The 17029-nt window shown below is 68.7% G+C and carries 12 protein-coding genes; 7 read left to right on the forward strand and 5 right to left on the reverse strand.

All coding sequences use genetic code 11. From position 1 onward, the window contains the following. Positions 1 to 140: 140 nt before the first annotated feature. Positions 141 to 1745, forward strand: coding sequence for an IS1182 family transposase (locus LEL84_RS17775; protein ID WP_226514278.1), 1605 nt, complete (start codon positions 141 to 143; stop codon positions 1743 to 1745). 164 nt (positions 1746 to 1909) lie between these two features. Here the strand turns inward: LEL84_RS17775 and LEL84_RS17780 are convergent, their stop codons facing one another. Further along, complete coding sequence (locus tag LEL84_RS17780; RefSeq protein WP_226512340.1) at positions 1910 to 3580, reverse strand: (2,3-dihydroxybenzoyl)adenylate synthase; 1671 nt, start codon at positions 3578 to 3580, stop codon at positions 1910 to 1912. A 157-nt stretch (positions 3581 to 3737) separates the two neighbouring features. Here LEL84_RS17780 and LEL84_RS17785 point away from each other — a divergent pair, with 157 nt between their 5' ends. The 6 genes from LEL84_RS17785 (at position 3738) to LEL84_RS17810 (ending at position 9918) form a co-directional block, all read left to right on the forward strand. Next, positions 3738 to 5078: a salicylate synthase gene (locus LEL84_RS17785; protein WP_226512341.1), complete on the forward strand. Its 1341-nt coding sequence runs from the start codon at positions 3738 to 3740 to the stop codon at positions 5076 to 5078. 46 nt (positions 5079 to 5124) lie between these two features. After that, positions 5125 to 5373, forward strand: coding sequence for an acyl carrier protein (locus tag LEL84_RS17790; protein WP_058251371.1), 249 nt, complete (start codon positions 5125 to 5127; stop codon positions 5371 to 5373). A gap of 17 nt (positions 5374 to 5390) precedes the next feature. Further along, positions 5391 to 6572 carry an acyl-CoA dehydrogenase family protein gene (locus LEL84_RS17795; protein ID WP_226512342.1) on the forward strand — a complete coding sequence of 394 codons (1182 nt, stop codon included), beginning with the start codon at positions 5391 to 5393 and terminating at the stop codon, positions 6570 to 6572. 41 nt (positions 6573 to 6613) lie between these two features. Continuing rightward, positions 6614 to 7921, forward strand: coding sequence for a wax ester/triacylglycerol synthase domain-containing protein (locus LEL84_RS17800; protein ID WP_226512343.1), 1308 nt, complete (start codon positions 6614 to 6616; stop codon positions 7919 to 7921). A gap of 107 nt (positions 7922 to 8028) precedes the next feature. Next, a complete protein-coding gene (locus tag LEL84_RS17805; protein WP_226512344.1) occupies positions 8029 to 8880 on the forward strand; it encodes a hypothetical protein in 852 nt (283 codons plus the stop codon). Positions 8881 to 8943: 63 nt separating this feature from the next. After that, a complete protein-coding gene (locus LEL84_RS17810; RefSeq protein ID WP_058251432.1) occupies positions 8944 to 9918 on the forward strand; it encodes an ABC transporter substrate-binding protein in 975 nt (324 codons plus the stop codon). 399 nt (positions 9919 to 10317) lie between these two features. Here the strand turns inward: LEL84_RS17810 and LEL84_RS17815 are convergent, their stop codons facing one another. Genes LEL84_RS17815 through LEL84_RS17830 form a run of 4 tightly spaced genes read right to left on the reverse strand, consistent with a single transcriptional unit; the run spans position 10318 to position 17028 of the window. Then, a complete protein-coding gene (locus LEL84_RS17815) occupies positions 10318 to 11652 on the reverse strand; it encodes a lysine N(6)-hydroxylase/L-ornithine N(5)-oxygenase family protein (protein ID WP_226512345.1) in 1335 nt (444 codons plus the stop codon). Then, a complete protein-coding gene (locus tag LEL84_RS17820) occupies positions 11649 to 13193 on the reverse strand; it encodes a pyridoxal phosphate-dependent decarboxylase family protein (protein WP_159369981.1) in 1545 nt (514 codons plus the stop codon). The genes LEL84_RS17815 and LEL84_RS17820 overlap by 4 nt, the downstream gene beginning before the upstream one ends. 50 nt (positions 13194 to 13243) lie before the next feature. Then, the gene (locus LEL84_RS17825; RefSeq protein ID WP_065630480.1) at positions 13244 to 14704 is read right to left on the reverse strand and encodes a condensation domain-containing protein; all 1461 of its coding nucleotides are present in this window, start codon (positions 14702 to 14704) and stop codon (positions 13244 to 13246) included. Beyond that, entirely contained in the window at positions 14692 to 17028 is a 2337-nt protein-coding gene (locus LEL84_RS17830; RefSeq protein ID WP_226512346.1) for a penicillin acylase family protein, read from the reverse strand. Before LEL84_RS17830 ends, LEL84_RS17825 begins: the two co-directional genes overlap by 13 nt. Position 17029 lies beyond the last annotated feature (1 nt).

Here is a 17029-nt window from a genome sequence, read left to right on the forward strand (position 1 = left end):
GAGGCTCGTCGCTATCGCTCCTCGCACCTCAGGGAGCAGGGGTTATGCGCTTCTTTCGGATTAGGAGACTGCTGAAATAGTCGGTGTCGTTTCGGTGTGGGGTGAGCGGGTTTGCCTGGTGGGCTGGGATCCTGGTGGGTATGCAGGGTGAGCCGGATCGTCAGGGTGAGTTTCTGGATGTGAACTCGGTCGTCGGGCATTTGCTGGCCGAGGGCAGTGTGTTCGCGTTTTTGGCTGCTCATCGCGAGCAGTTGTTTCCTGCGGAGATGTTCGCGGACCTGTTTCCCAGCGGCCGGGGCCGTCCGTCGATCCCGCCGGCCACGATGGCGTCGGTGATCGTGCTGCAAACGCTGCAGGGTTTGTCCGATCGCGAAGCCGCTGATGCGGTCACTTTCGATCTGCGGTGGAAAGCGGCGTGTGGATTCGTGTTGGGTAACAAAGGTTTTCATCCGTCGACTCTGACGTACTGGCGTCGGCGACTGGCAGCCAGCGATCGGCCGCACCGCATTTTCGAGGTGGTACGCGAGGTCATCACCACCACCGGGGTGCTCGCGGGTAAGAGCCGTCGAGCGCTGGATTCGACGATCTTCGATGACGCGGTGGCCCGCCAGGACGCCATCACCCAGGTGATCGCGGCGATCCGGCGGGTCGCCCGAGAGGTCGACGGTGGTGCGGTGGTGGTCGAGCAGCACGCGACTCGTCTGGCCGCGTTGACCGGCGGCGGCTATGACCGGCCCGGCAAGCCGCGGATCGCCTGGGATGATGAGTGTGCTCAACAGGACCTGATCAGCGCCCTTGTCGAAGATGGGTTGGCCGTGCTCGACGGTCTGGACCTCGAGGCCATCGACAAGGAGCCGAGTAACGAGGCCCAGGCGCAGGCGGTGGCATTGCTGGCATTGGTGACCGGCCAGGATGTGGAACCGGCACCAGGTTCTGATGGCACCGACGGACGCTGGCGCATCGCGCCCCGGACCGCCCCGGACCGGGTGATCTCCACCGTCGATACCGACACCCGGCACGCCCACAAAACCCGGGCACGCCAGCAGGACGGGTTCAAGGGCCACATCGTCAATGAACCGGAGACCGGGTTGGTCACCGCGATCGAGATGACCAAAGCCGCTGGTCCGGACACTTCCGACGGAGCAGTCGGGGCACGGTTGTTGCTGAGCGATCCGACCGTCGCCGACGACGCCGACGATCGTGAGGTGCTGGGTGATTCAGCGTATGCCTCCGGTGACATGCTGGCCACGCTGGCGCGGACACGATGGAACGCGGTGATCAAACCCAAGCCACACATGCCGGCGGTTGCTGGTGGTTTCGTCGTCGACGATTTCACCTTCGACGCCGACGCGAACACATTGACCTGCCCCAACAACCTGACCCGACCGGTCAGCGCGAAAGGCCACGTCACCTACGGTGCGGCCTGCCACGACTGCCCACTTCGGGCACGGTGCACCACCGCGGTTCGTGGACGCAAAATCAGTTTCGGCGAACACCACCAACTCCAGCGCGAACACCGACAACACTTCTCTGACAACACTATTGCCGACACCTACCGCCAGCATCGACCCATGGTCGAACGGACGATTGCCTGGCTCACCCGCGGTAACCGGCGGGTGCCCTACCGTGGAATCGAACGCAACAACAACTGGCTGCACCACCGCGCCGCCGCGATCAACCTACGCCGCCTGATCACCCTCGGACTGACTACCACCAACGGCACCTGGACACTGGCCACCGCCTGAACCGCGGCACCGCCGCCCCACCTAGATCGATCACCACGACCACACCCCGGAACCGACACATCCCCGCAGCAGGAACCTCAACCCAGGCTGGACCCTAATTCAGCAGGCTCTTAGGAAGCGGTGGTCGCGCTCGCGCCGGTGTGAGGAACGGGCTCCGACTCGGCTCAGCCCGCCGACGGCTCCGACAGCAATGTCTCGCGGAGCACCTTCTTGTCGATCTTGCCGACCGCGGTGACCGGCAGGGTGGTCACGACGCGGATCACGTCGGGCAGTTTGAAGGACGCGAGACCGCGTTCGGCGAGGAACGTACGGATCGTCGCCAGCTCGAGCGGTCGGGCCGGGGGGTGTTCGTGCGAGAGCACGACTGCCGCACAGATCTTCTCACCGAGCGCATCGTCGGGCAGCCCGACCACCGCGACCTGCCGGACCGAATCGTGGGCGAGGAGGTTCTCCTCGACGTCGTCGGCGGCGACGTTCTCCCCGGCGCGCACGATGGTGTCCTTGATGCGGCCGGTCACGGCCAGGTGCCCCGACGGCAGCCGGGTGACCTTGTCCCCGGACCGGTAGAAGCCGTCCGGTGTGAACGATTTCTCGTTGTGCGCCTCGGCGCGGTAGTAGCCGCGGATCGTGTACGGCCCCCGCACCAGCAGTTCGCCTTCTTCCCCGTCGGGGACATCGGCTCCCTGCTCGTCGACGACCCGCACCTCGTCGAGCGCCGACATCGGCGCCCCCTGCACCTGGTGGACCAGGTCGCGTGGGTCGTCGGTCCGGGTGTAGCAGATCAGCCCCTCGGCCATGCCGAAGACCTGCTGGACGACGGGGCCGAGGGCCGTGTCAAGGGCGACGGCGTCGGACTGGGCCAGCTTGGCGCCGCCCACCTGCAGCAGGCGCAGGGAGCTGATGTCCGCCGGCTCCCACTCGGTCGCCGCGCACCAGAGTTGCGCGAGCGCGGGGACGAGCGCGGTCACCGTGACGCGGTGCCGCTCGATGAGCTCGAAAGTGTTGTCCGGACTGGGGTTGTCGGCGAAGACGACGTGGCCGCCCGCACCGAAGACGCCCAGGATTCCCGGGCAGCACAGCGGGAAGTTGTGCGCGGCGGGCAATGCGACGAGGTAGGTGTCGTCGGCGGTGAGGCCGGCGACGTCCGCGGACAGCCGGGCGTTGAGGTCGTAGTCGTCGTGCGTGCGCGCGATGAGTTTCGGCAGTCCGGTGGTGCCCCCCGACACGAGGAACAGGGCGGGAAGCCCGGCGTCGGGGGCGGCCGGGAGCTCGACCGAGGCGGGGTCGGCGTCGGGGAGCGGTGTGAATGGACCCGGTTCGCCGGAGATGAAGACCTGCGCGACGTCGGGCACCCGTGACTGCAGCTCGGTCGCGAGGTCGCGGTAGTCGAATCCCCGGCGGCCGTCCTCGCCGATGTAGGCGACCGCGCCGGCACCGGCTGCGAGATGGGCGATCTCGGTGATCCGGTGCGCGGGCAGCGTCATCACCGGCACGACACCCGCGCGTAGGAGGCCGTACAGGGTGACCGCGAAGTCGAGGGAGTTGTTCAGCTGCAACACGACCCGTTGCGTCGGCCGCAGTCCGGCCGCGACGAAACCGGCGGCACGACGGAGGGTGGCGTCGCGGAACTCGGCATAGGTGAGCGTGCGCGGCCCGTCGGTGGAGGCATCGGTCAGCGCAGGGGAGTCGGGAGTTCGCTCGGCGGCCAGATCGAGGCCGGCGAACAACGGGCGGTCGAGGAAGACGCCGGCGTCGCGGTACTTCTGTGCCTGTGCGTCGGTGTGGGGAGCGAAACCGTCGAGCAGATCGGTCGCGGGGTCGAGATGCGTCGGCATGAGTTCATTCAAACACAGGCAGGATAGGGTAACCTTACCGGTCGATGCAGGGCGGGAGGCCGGCTATCGACCCGCGGGGGATTGTTTGATTAGGCTGCCCTAAGATTCCCTATGATCATCGGTGCTCGAGTGCATCACGACCGGAGGAACGAAGGACATGTCGCTGACAACCGAATCGCACGCCGCGCAGTTCGTCGACCTGCTCGCGCCGGCCTCGCCGCTGAGCGAGTCCGATGCCGCGCGGATCACGGCGGCCTGGGCCGGCTCCGGCGAATTCGGCGACCATGTCGTCTACGAGCGTGACCGGCGCTGGACCTTCGCGGCGGGTGTCCGCGCCCGCGTGGTGATCACACGCAGCGAGGTCATCGTCGACGATCAGGGCGACCGCACGACGACGCCCTGGCACGGCGACCCCGCCGACGCGCTCGCCGCCGCGACCGCGTCGCTGTCGATTCCGGACTGGCGCGTCTACGGCTGGGTCGGCTTCGACTTCTGTGCCCCGTACCACGGCATCATCGACCGTGTTCCGGAGGACACCGTCCTCGCGCACCTCATCGTCCCCGAGTTCGAGGTGACCGTGGACGCCGACGGGGTCGACACCGGGTCGCTCGACGCCGAGCGTGCCGGTCGTCTCCTCGAGATCGCCTCGCGAGCCACCGTTTCCGGCGAGTCGCGGCCGGTGGACGTGCAGTCCGACCCGGACGACTACCGGGGCCGTGTGGCCACCGCTGTCGCCGAGATCGAAGCCGGCCGGTACCAGAAGGTGATCCTCTCGCGTGCCGTCGACATCCCGTTCGACGTCGACATCCCCGCCACCTACGCCCGCGGCCGCGCCGACAACAACCCCGCCCGGAGCTACCTGCTCTCGCTCGGTGACCTGCAGGCGGCCGGGTTCAGTCCCGAACTCGTGGTCGCGGTGCACGACGACCGGACCGTGGTCACCGAACCACTTGCCGGCACAAGGGCTTTCGGGATCTCCGCGGAGCAGGACGCGGCGGCCCGGGCCGACCTGCTCTCGGATGCCAAGGAGATCGCCGAGCACGCCATGTCGGTACGTGCGTGCTTCGACGAGATCTCCTCGATCGCCACTGCGGACACCACGGCCGTGAGTGAGTTCATGGAGGTCCGCGAGCGCGGGAGCGTCCAGCATCTGGCCTCGACCGTGCGTGGAACCCTTGCTGACCACGAAACCCCCTGGCGCGCACTTGAGGTGGTGTTCCCGTCGATCACCGCGTCGGGCATTCCCAAGACCCCGGCCGTGGAGGCGATCGACCGTCTCGAGCCCCGACGCCGCGGCCTGTACTCCGGTGCGATCCTCACCGCGTCGTCGACGGGCGAGCTCGAGGCGACCCTGGCCCTGCGCACCATCTTCTCGTCCGGGCAAGGCGCATGGCTGCGTGCCGGTGCCGGGATCGTCGCCCAGTCCACGCCGGAGCGCGAGTTCACCGAGACCTGCGAGAAGCTGGCCAGCGTCGCCCCGTACGTGGTCCCGCGCTGACCTACCGATACTTTCGACCGAACATCACCACCCCAGGAGCCACCACATGTCCGATCACATCACCGAAGCCCTGCGCGGCATCCTCGAAGAGGACCTCGACCTCGCGCTCGGCGACATCAGCCGCGACTCGAAGCTGATCGACGACCTGGGGCTGGACTCGGTGGCGTTCGCCATCGGCGTGGTGGCGATCGAAGAGCGTCTCGGCGTGAAGCTGTCGGAACGGGAGCTCTTCGAGTCCAAGACCGTCGGCGACCTCGAGGACCTCATCCGGTCGAAGGCCGGCACCCCGGCCTGAAAGGACCCGGACCCGACATGACTGTGGAGACCCCAGTGCAGACGTACGCCGAACTGCTCGACGCCGCGTTCGACGAGCAGGTTACGGCGTGGACGGCGCAGGCCGAGCGGGATCATCGATTCCCGCGGCCCCTGCTCGAACACCTCGGTGCCGAGGGCGTCTTCGTCCGCAAGTGGGAGGACCGCAAGGTCACCGACCTCCACGACCATTTCGCCCTCGGCGCACATCTCGGCGCGCTGGGCTCCGCGGCCATCGGAGTGGGTGTGAGCCTGCACGATTCGGCCATCGCAATCCTCCGCCGCTTCGGCCGCAACGACTATCTCAGAGACCTGGCCCAGCGCGCCCTGACCGCCGAGACCGTGCTGTGTATCGGGGCCTCCGAGGAGCAGGGCGGGTCGGATCTACAGAACTCCGAGACCCGGATCCTGCCGGAGAACGGCGGGTTCCGCGTCGTCGGGCACAAGAAGTTCGTGTCTCTCTCGCCGATCGCGGACCACGTGTTCGTGGTCTGCCGGGGCGTCGACGACGGTCCCGACGTGGGCGGCAACGTGGCGTTGGCCGCCGTCCCGATCGAGTCGGTGACGGTGGGGAAGCCGTATGCGAAACTCGGCGCCGGGCCCCTCGACACCGCGCCGGTGACCATCGACGCCTGGATTCCCGACGAGGCGCTGATCGCCCGGCCGGGGACGGGCCTGGCGATCATCAGCTGGGGACTGGCGCACGAGCGGTACTCGGTGGCCGCCCAGATCGCCGCCGCGTGCGACGTGATGATCGGCGTGACGCTTGCCCGGATGGTGGAGCGCACCCAGTTCGGCAAGAAGCTCTACGACCATCAGGCGCTGCGCCTGCGCGTCGCCGACCTGCAGGCCAGGGTGGACGTCCTGCGCTACTCGCTGGCCGGAGTCGCCGCGGAGGGCAAGATCAACCTGCGCACCGCCGCGGCACTGAAGGCCACCGCCGCCAACCTCGGGGAAGAGGTCGCGTCGGAGTGCCTGCACATCTTCGGCGGGATCGGTTACCTCGAGACCGGATCCCCGATCGGTCGCTGGTGGCGGGACATGAAACTGGCCCGCGTCGGCGGCGGCACCGACGAGGTGCTGTGGGAACTGGTCGCGGCGGCGATGAAACCCGACACCGAGCGGTACCAGGCCATGTTCGTCGACTCCGAACTCCACGGCACCGGCTCGCCGGTGTCCTGAAGCGCTCGAGCCATCGTCCCTCTCACCCAGGCGGTCATCCCATGAACAGCCCAGCCAGCCAGGCACCGGCCGACGCGCGTGTCACCGAACTCGCGCCGCCCGACCACACCTACCTGCACATGGACAAAGACAGTGCGCCCATGCACTGGTCGATGATCCTGCAACTCGAGAGCGACGGCGGGTTGCTCGGCCTCGACGAGGTGCGGACGCGTGTCCGGGAGCGGGCCGGCCTGTTCGAGATCTTCCGGCTGGGCATCCGCAACGGCCGCTGGCGCAAGCCCGAGGTGGTGCTCGCCGACGACAGCTGGGACGCCGGCGAGCACGTGACCGAGTTCGGGTTCACCGACCGCGCCCATCTCCAGCGCCGGGTGACGAAACTGCTCGAGTCGCCGCTGCCGCGCCCGCGCCCGTTCTGGGACATCACCCTGTTCACGCCGTCGGCGGGTGCCGAAGGTGTCGGACAGTGGGTCCTGCTCCGGGTGCACCACAGCATCTCCGACGGCATCGCGGGCGCGGCCTTCGCCGCCCTCCTCGCCGACGGGGAGCCCGACGATCTCGCGGAATTCGAGCGATTCGCCACCAGCCCGCGCTTCCGGATCAGCGGCATCGATCCCGAGGAACTCAAAGAGGCGAAGGCCGCCTATGGCGACCAGCACGCGGCGGGCGGTGGCAAGAAACGAGCCTGGCCCGCCCTGACGAAGTCGGGCGAGCGTGAGTACGCCCTGTTCTCCGCGTCGACCCGGACGCTGCGCAAGGCGGCCAAGGGGAACGGCGCGACCGTCCACGAGTTCCTCCTCGCGGCCATCGGCCGGGCGATCAGCCTCAACCCGCCCGCGTCCCCACAGGCCGACGTCGTCCGCGTGACACTGCCCGTGACCCTCGACGACGAGTTCCGGCACACCGGCAACGCGGTGTCCGTGGCGCTCCTCAACCTGCTCGGCAACGAGCCTGATCTGTCGCGTCAGATCGGCCGTGCGCGAAGCGAACTCGAGACGATAGCAACGCGCAAGCCGGAGCTGTACCTGGCCGCCGCCGACGATCTGCCGCGCGCCCCGCTGTGGGGTCTGCAACGCGCGATCGTGAACGCGTCGATGTCCCACATGCACCCCGACATCCACATCGGCATCAACCCCGGGTTCTCGCGGGTCCGGTCGGTGCTGGGGCGTTCGATCGTCACCCTGACACCGTTGTCGCCGCTCGCGGGCTACTCACTGTCGGTGACGACCCTGATCCTCGGACACACCACCACGTTCGGCGTCGTCACCGACGCGCAGGCGCTACCCGGATACGCCGAACGATTCGTGTCCGCGCTCGACGAAGTACTTCAGGAGGCCCTCCCGTCGACCTGACGGGGGTGCGAGCTTAGGCTTGCCTTGTAATCCGGGGTCCGAGGGCTGCAATATACAGGTGGCCGTCGGCCCGGCGGGGGCGAAGACATACACGGAGAAAGAACAACATGAGCAACGACGTCAACTACCAGGACCCGGCCGGGGCCGATTACTACTCGGGGGTCGATCACCGCGAGTCGGACACCGGTTCGTCTAGCCGATCGGGCGGGGTCAGCGTCCCGACCGTCCTGGCGTCGGCAGGCATCGCTGCCATCATCTCCGCGATCGTCGTGACGATCGGCGTGGTGGGCATCGTGGTCAGCGAGCGCAACGACTCCGCCACCGCCGCACAGCCGACCGTCGTCAACCTCGGTGCCGCGCAGACCGCGCTGCCCCAGCAGGGCATTGCCGGCCAGCAGCCCGTCCCGGGTCAGCCCGCACCCGCCGGCGCACCGGCCGGAGCGCCGGCAGCGGCCCCGACGGAAAACGTGCCCGAAGGCGGCGGAGCGATCGGTGGACCGGTCGGTCCTCCCGGTGAAGGAGCCGCGCCGGCTCCGGGTGCGGCCCCCGCACCTGCTCCAGCGCCGGGCACCACGGCCGCCCCGCAGCAGAGCGTTGCCGCCGGCCCGACCGCGCTGACGCCCGGACAGCTCAACACCAAGGTCCGCATCGTCATGAACTCCAGTGGCAGCCGCGCCGCACGCGCCGCCGAACTCGAGGGCGGTGAGCGCGCGCTCCGTCAGATCGACCTCGTCGCCCGCGCGATCACGACCTACGGCAACGTCGGGCTCAGCTACCAGATGGTCGGGCCCGTCCAGGTCAGCGGCAACACGCTGACCGCTCCGCTGCAGATCAGCGTGGTCGGCCGCGGTAGCCAGAATCGCTCGATGACGTTCGTGTGGAGCGGCAACAAGTGGAAGCTCTCCAACCGAAGCGTCTGCACCATCGCGGGATTCGTCCTGCTGCCCTGCTCGCTCTGACCGCGCGGGGTGACACGGTCCGGTCCGCCGGACGACACCGACAACCCATTGGGGGATCTTCACGTGATTTCACGACCACGCCTGGGTGCACTCGCCGCGAGTGCACTCCTGTTCGCGGGCCTGCTGGCCGGTTGCTCGAGCTCGGATGACGAATCCGCCGGTGGCACCGTCCAACTCAACCTTCCGGACGGCCGGTCGGTGACGATCCCGGACACCCCGGAGCGGATCGTGACCCTGGGAGACCAATGGACCGACGTCGTTCTGTCCTTCGGTGAGACGCCGGTCGGGTACTACGACTACTCGAAGTCGGCGACCGGCGAGATGCAGCCGTGGTACGGCGAGAAACTGGCCGACGCGACGTTCGTCGATCCCACCAAGGGCGACGACGCGACGACCATCGCCAAGCTGAACCCGGACCTGATCTTCGCACCCGGCTTCGCCTCGGACAGTCCGGAGTTCCAGCAGATCTCGAAGCTGGCCCCGACGGTCAACGCCATCAGCGACCAGGAGATCGATCCCTGGCAGGACATGGTCACGGTGATGGGCACCGTGCTGCACGACCCGGAGAAGGCGAAGTCGATCATCGACGACACCAACGCGAAGATCGCGGCGGTGGCGCAGGAGTACCCGGATCTGAAGGGTAAGACCTACGCGTTCGCGTTCATGTACGGCAACGACCAGCTGTCGGTGCTCGGTGACGAGAACGACGGCGCCGGAAAGCTGTTCACCTCGCTCGGGATGAAGATGGCTCCCAAGCTGGTCGCCGAGTACCAGCGGACCGGCCAGCCGCGCTTCGGGCTGAGCACCGAGAACATCCCGATGCTCGACGCCGACGTGCTCGTCGTGGCCACGGCCACCCCCGAGCAGGCGGAGACCCTGAAGTCGCTGCCCGGGTACAAGAACCTGAAGGCGGTCAAGGACAACGCCGTCACGTTCATGACCCAGTCGCAGATCACGGGTCTCAACGCGCCGACGCCGAACTCGATCCCGTACGTCCTCGACCTGCTGAAGCCGTCGTTCGCCGCGGCGTCCAACTGAGCTCGGTCTGGAACGAACTCGCCCTCCGCGGAATGCGGAGGGCGAGTTGGTTTTCGGGGGCACCGGACCCTTCGTGGCTCGTCGCTATCGCTCCTCGCACCTCAGGGAGCAGGGGGGTGCCCGTCGCTATCGCTCCTCGCACCTCAGGGAGCAGGGGGGTGCCCGTCGCTATCGCTCCTCGCACCTCAGGGAGCAGGGGGGTGCCCGTCGCTATCGCTCCTCGCACCTCAGGGAGCAGCGGATCGCCCCCGCTGGTTGAGCAGGCGACGAGCGCAGCGGATCACCCCCGCTGGTTGAGCAGGCGACGAGCGCAGCGAGGAGCCGTGTCGAAGCCACTTCGCAACAACGACAACGGCCCGAGCCGCACGTGGCGAATCGGGCCGTGAGCCGGCTAGCGGGTTACGGCGCGACGATGTCGTCGTCGTCCGACGCGCCGAAGCTGGTGAACGCGGTGTGCTTGGGCAGGCGGTAGGCCTCGCGGCCCAGCACGGTGTTCAGGATGCGTGCGTTGCGGACCGCGCCGATGTCGAGGTTCGGGGCCGAGACGCCGTGCGCGTGCTCCTCGGCATTGGCGACGAAGATCCGGTTGGTCAGGGCGTCGTCGGTCTCGATCTCGTGGTTGGCGCCGATGACCAGGCGCCCGCGCGAATCCCGGTGCAGCGCAGACTCGATCGGGGCCAGGAAGTCCGCCCTGCGGGCCTGGTAGCCGGTACTGGCGATGACCATGTCGGTGGTGTGGGCCAGCTCGGAGCCGGTGTCGAGGTGACGGCCGCGGACCCGGAGCTTGCCGTCGGCGAGGGTGTCGATGCCCTCGACCTCGACCGAGATCCGCAGCTGCACCGGGTTGAGCTTGTCCTGCAACTGGCGCCGGTACAGCAGGTCGTGCAGGCGCTCCAGGGTGTCGGTGGAAATGCCCTTGTGGAACTGCCAGTGCTGCGGGCGAACCCGATCCCGCGCGGCCTCGGGAAGGCTGTGGAAGTAGTCCATGTAGGCCGGCGTGGTCATCTCCAGCGAGAGCTTCGTGAAGTCCAGCGGCGCGAACCACGGTGTGCGCGTCCACCATCGGACCGCGGGGCCGCCGCGTAGGTTCGCCTCCAGCAGATCGATGACGATCTCGGCACCCGACTGGCCGGAGCCGATGACGGTGACGGTTTCGGCGGCGAGCGCCTTCTCCTGGTTGAACAGGTAGTCGGAGCTGTGGACCACCGCGGGCGAATCCGACGAGAGTGCCTGCGGGACGAGCGGTTCGGTGCCGATGCCGACCACCACGTGTCGTGCGATCACCGTCGAGGAGCTCGCGCCGGTGTGCACGGTCACCCGGAACGCGTCGGCCTCGGCGTCCCAGGCCACGTCGTCGACGGTGGTGCCCCACCGGAGCGAGTCGAGCCGGGACACGCACCAGAGCAGGTAGGCCTCGTACTCGATGCGGGTCGGGAAGAAGTCCTCGCGCACCAGGAACCGGTACATGCGATCGATGTCGGCCATGTAGTTCAGGAACGACAGCGGATGGGTCGGGTCGACGAGCGTCACCAGGTCCGACAGGAAGCTCACCTGGAGGGTGGCGTCGTCGAACATCAGGCCCGGATGCCACCGGAACTCGTCTCGCGAGTCGACGACCAGGAGGTTCACGTCGTCGAGCGTCGAGGCGAGCGCGGCGAGGCCCAGATTGAATGGGCCGCAACCGATCGCGAGTACGTCTACGTTCTCGACAGTGGTCTTCTCTTCTGGGGTCATTCGGACACTCTCACCATTTCTTCACTGTGGACTTCCGCGCCGGGTGCGGCGGTGCCTTCCGACTCCACCTCGAGCGCGACGCGCAACAGTTCGTCGAACAGCTCGTCGATGTCGCTCTCCGAGGTCTCCGGGTTGAGGAGGGTCAGCTTCAGGCAGGTCTGGGGCTCTTCCTCACCGGGCACCCGGACCTGGGTACGGCCGATGAGTGCCTTGCCGTCGGCGATCAACCGACGCCGCAGTTCGCCGTTGACCGCGTCGAGATCGGTGCACCGATACCGGAACACGACGGTGGTCAGCGTGACCGGTGCGATGAGCTCGAGCTGCAGTTCGGTGGCGATTCGCTGTTCGGCGTACACCGCGAGGTCGTTGCACTTGTCGAGCATGTCACCCAGAGTGCGGCGTCCGTAGGCGAGCAGGGTCGCCGCGACCTTGAGGACGTCGGGTCGTCGCGTCGTCTGCAGCGTCTGACCCAGGAGGCCGCTGTACCCGGCCTCCACGTCGTCGTCGGGGTTGAGGTAGGCCACCGAACGGTTCAGGGACACGAAGCGATCGGCGTCGGACAGCAGCATGAGGCTCGCGGCCGCCGGCTGCCAACCGACCTTGTGCAGGTCGAGGGTGACCGAGTCGGCGCGTTCGACGCCGGTGAGCAGACCGGCGAGACGGTCGGAGAACAGCGAGCCGAATCCGTAGGCGGCGTCGACGTGCATCCAGATCTCGTGCCGCTCGGCGATGTCGGCGATCTCCCCGAGCGGGTCGACGGTACCGAAGTCGGTGGTGCCCGCGGTGGCGACGATCGCCAGCGGGGTCGCCGCGCCGGCCTCGCGGATGGCCGTCTCCAGCGCCTCCGGGATCATCCGGTGATGCGAGTCGACCTCGACCGGGATGACCGCGGTCTCGCCCAGCCCCAGTGCCGCACAGGCGCGGTGAACCGAGAAGTGCGCCACGCGCGAGCAGAAGACGACCGGGCGGTGCAACGCGCCGACGCCGTCGTGCCGCACGTCGATGCCCCGCCGGGCAGCGGTGTGGTCGCGAGCGATCATGAGCGCCAGCAGATTCGAGATCGATCCACCGGGACTGAAGACACCGCCGGCATGTTCGCCGAACCCGGCCATACGAGCCAGCGACTGGACGGTCCAGGTCTCGAGCGCCAGCGTGGCCGGGCCGGAATCGTAGGTGTCGAGTGAGGCATTGGTGGCCGAGGCCAGGGCGTCGGCGGCGACCGCGACCGACAGGGGAGCGGGTTGCAGATGCGCCGCGGCCATCGGATGGGTGAGGTCCAGTCCGAACTCGGCCACCAGGCGGGCGAGCCGGGTCAGCGCCTCGGACTCGCCGATCCCGTTCTCCGGGACTCCGTGCGGACCGAGTAGTGCCGTCACCCCGCCGAGCACGGCGACGGGGTCACCGCTCGGCAGCGGGGCGCCGTGGTGATCGTCGCCGACCGCGGCCGCGACCTCGGCCAAGCCGCGCCCGACGTCGGCCCAGCCATCGCCGGGACGGGCGAATCGCGAGGCACCCCATACGGACTGGCGGTCTTCGGACACTGAGTTCCCCCCTGTTGACTCTGGTGCGCGGTGGCGCGGTGGCAGGCCGGTCATCCGGCGCTGCCCTTCTGTGGTGCGCTCTCGGCGAGGGTTTCGACGAGTGCGGAGACGTTCTGGTGCAACGACGTCGGAATCAGATCGACGAGTGCGGTGAGTACTGCGGTGGCGCGGTCGGCCACCGTGTCGGGGACGATCCCCGGTTGGTGGTCGACCTCGACGCGGGTGCTCTCGTCGTCGGCCTCGAAGGCGATCGAGAGCGGGTAGTTGGCGATCCCGTTGAACACCGACCGGCAGGTGACCGGGGCGTCGGCGGGTTGCGGGATCCCGCGCAGCGGTGCGGGCCGGACCGACGCCATGATCTCGATGACGGGAAAACGGCCGCCTTGCTGTCGCAACGCGGTGAGGATCGGCCCGAAGTCGGTGCCGGAGTGTTCCATCGATCGGTAGATGACTGCGCCCGCGTCCCGGAGAGCCTGCTCGACGGTGGCGTCGGGGTCGATGCGGAACCGCATCGGGATGATGTTGCCGCAGTATCCGACGTTCTGGGGTGACTGCGTCCGACGACGGTTGTCGGCCGGCACCACCAGGACGTGATCGGCGGCGCCGGTCAGGGCATACGCGGCCAGCGAACACACGCCGATCAGCAACGCGTTCGGGGTGGCCCCGACGGTCTGGGCGACTCGGCCGAAAGCGGCCAGCGAGTCGGCCGCAACCGGGGCGGCGACCTTGATGCCGTCGCGGTCGTCCATCGGCGAGAGCCAACTGTCGGCGGCACTCTCGGTGGGCAACTCGCCGCTGAGCGGATAGCGGACGTCCTCGGCGGCCCAGGTCGTGAGGGCGTGGCGCACCGCGTCGTCGGCGGCCGCCGCGACGGCCGCGGAATCGGGTGTGACCGGGCGGGAGTCGGCGGTGACGTCCCCGGGCCACGAACCCGAGACCAGGGTGCCCAGCAGCAGCGGCCATGAGGTGTCGTCGACGGCGAGATGGTGGACGACGAGGATCATCGTGACGTCGCCGTCCGAACCCGAGACCCGAAGCCGGAGCGGCACATCCGACGTCAGATCGAATGGCGTGCGGGTCAGCGAGGTCGCGATCGCGTCGGCATCGTCGACGGGTCCGGTTGCCTCCGCGTCCGGCAGGCCCCAGGTCCACACCGTGCCCGATGCGTCCCACGATCCCGCGTGCGACACGACGCGGCGACGCGGCGTGCCCTCGTTGTCGACCTCGACCACCGATCTCAGGACCCCGAAGCGCTCGACGAGTAGTTCGGCGGAGTCGACGACCGATCGGAGCGTTCGCGTCCCGCCGAACTGCAGGACGAGTCCGATGTTGTGCGACACCGATTCCGGATCCAGGTCGTAGATCCGCCACATCCGCCGTTCGGCGGTGCCGAACTCGCCGAACGGCACGGAGGTCCTTGGTTCGTCAGCTGCGGCCGTGCGGGCGGGTTCGCCGGTCTGCGCGATTCGACGCCGCAACAGCGTCAGTCGCGCTTCGGTCAACGCGGGCATGGCTCCCTCTCGGTCGATGTGGCGGTGGACGGCGTCGACGCTGCTGCGGTCGTGCCACGCAACACATCCCAGTCGCGGACGACCTCGATCAGCTCGCCCGCCGCCCACCGCGGCGCCTGGTCCTGGAAGTGGTCGGAACGGGGATCACCGCTCACGCCCAGCGGGACGATCCAGCGGCTCGCCCCGCGGTCGGCGAGGTCCCACACGTAGCGTGCGGCGGCACCCGTGATGCACAGGTGGGTGCCGACCGCCGCGGCGTTGGCGAACACGCACTCGGCGTCCCCCGCCAGGGGCAGGGGGGTCGGACGAAGGGTGGCGAACAGGTCCGGGTGCTGCGGCGACGCGCCGACCAGGTCGAATCCGTGGATCGGTGACAGGCGGTGGACGCTGCCCCACGTGGGCGTCGAACCGAAGGTCCCGATCCGGGCCACCACGGCATCGAGGGCGGCGACCGCCACGGCCTCGATGTCGATGCCGATCCCCGCCGTGTTGGCGACGACCGAGGTCAGCGCGGTCGCGAGACGGGGCTCGGGCACGAACCACGGCTGGAACACCGCCGGGAACCCGTGCGGCCCGCGCAGCGGCGCGAGCACGTCGGTACTCGCGACCCCGAGAACCAACTGGGTACGGAACTCGGCATAGAGGTACGCGTCGGTGCTGTCGGCGGTCATCGACCGGTCCCACGCCACCAGGCTCTCCCGGATGCCCTCGGCTTCGGCGTCGGCGCCGCGTACGCGTGACAGCAACTCCTGGACGACGGACGCCTGCTCGAGCCGGACATCGGTGTGGATCTCGGCGCAATCCGCCGGACTCACCGAATTGAGACCGTCGAGCCGCGCGGTGATCCGGTCGGCACGGAACGGTTCGACGCACTCACTCGTGAGCGGCTGCAACGCAGGCACATCGGACATCCGCTGGTTGGCGGTGACGGTGATGCTGCTGCGGAGGGTCGCGTCGAAGCCGGGGTCACCGAGCGAACCCGCCTCGTATCCGCGCCACTGGTAGCGCTCGTCCCAGCCCGGGACCGGCAACCAGTAGTTCTCGGGCGCGCGGACCGGCACCCGGCCGGCCACGTGGGTGGCGACGGTGCCGTCGGCGTGGGCGATGACCGCGCGGTTGACCGGCTCGACCCACTTCGTCAGGGCTGCTTCGACATCGGCGACGGTGCGCGCGAAGAGGAGGTCGATCGGCGCGTCGAAGGTGACCTCTTCGGTGAGCAGCGGGGACCGGATGCTCATCGCGAACGACTCGTCGGGGCCGCCGAAGACGACGGCACCGTTCGGGGTGGTGACGAGCTGCACGGCAACGGGTTCGGCATCCCGGACGAGGATCGTCTCGGTGCTCACCCCGGCCGGCACCCGCCCGCCGCCCGGTACCTCGACCAGGAGCGTGCCGGCCTCGTCGCGCGTCAATCGCTCGAGGTACAGATCCTGATAGTCACCCATGGCATTCGTGATGCCCCAGGCGATGTCGTCGCCCTGACAGAAGTGCGGGACTCCCGGGACACCGGCAAAGGCGAACCCGGCCATGTCGAATGCTTCGTGCGGACCTGTCGAGGCGAGGTGGAACTGCTGATAGATGCCCGGCAGTTCGAGGAATCGATGCGGGTCGCCGGCGACGATGGGCGCACCGGTCGAACTCCGCTCGGCGGACACACCCCAGGCGTTGCTCCCCGACATCGGATCGCCGAGGTCCACCGCCGGGGCGGGTTGCTCGGGCGACGCCGGGCGGGTGATCGCGAGGATCTCCCCCAGGAACGCCTCATCGGGCATCGCGGGCACCGTGGGGTCGGTCTCCCGCGTCTCGAAGTCCCAGAACCGCAGCGCATCCAGACCGAGCGTGCGGCAGGCATGCAGGCGGAAGAGTTTCGTGGTGAACCGCCCGAAGAGCACGTGATGCATGATGAACACCGAGATCGGCGTCCACGGCCGCCACGGCAGCGGACGATGCGCCAACGCCTCGAGTTCCGGTGCGGCAGCCGACGTCTCGAGGTCGCCGAGGGTGCTGTTCACGCCGTCGGCGTAGGCGGTGACCAGTTCCCGGGTGCGGGTGGACGATGCGTCGAAGATGCGTTTCGCCGCCACGTCGAGCTGGGCGCGGCGGGCGAAGGTGTCCCATTCGACGCAGCCGGCCCCGAAGACCTCGGCGGTGCGTCCCTCGGCGCGCAGCCGCATGAACTCGATCTGCCAGCGCCGGTCCTCGCCGCATGCCCGGCCCTGTCCGTACAGAGCTCCGCGCGGCGTCGTGGCGAGGACGTGCGGGATGCCGTGGTCATCACGCAGGATCTCCACGTCGTCGGGTGCGTGGGTGCGGGTGGTGGTCATC

The organism is Gordonia sp. WA4-43 (assembly GCF_020520305.1).
Lineage (GTDB): Bacteria > Actinomycetota > Actinomycetes > Mycobacteriales > Mycobacteriaceae > Gordonia > Gordonia hongkongensis.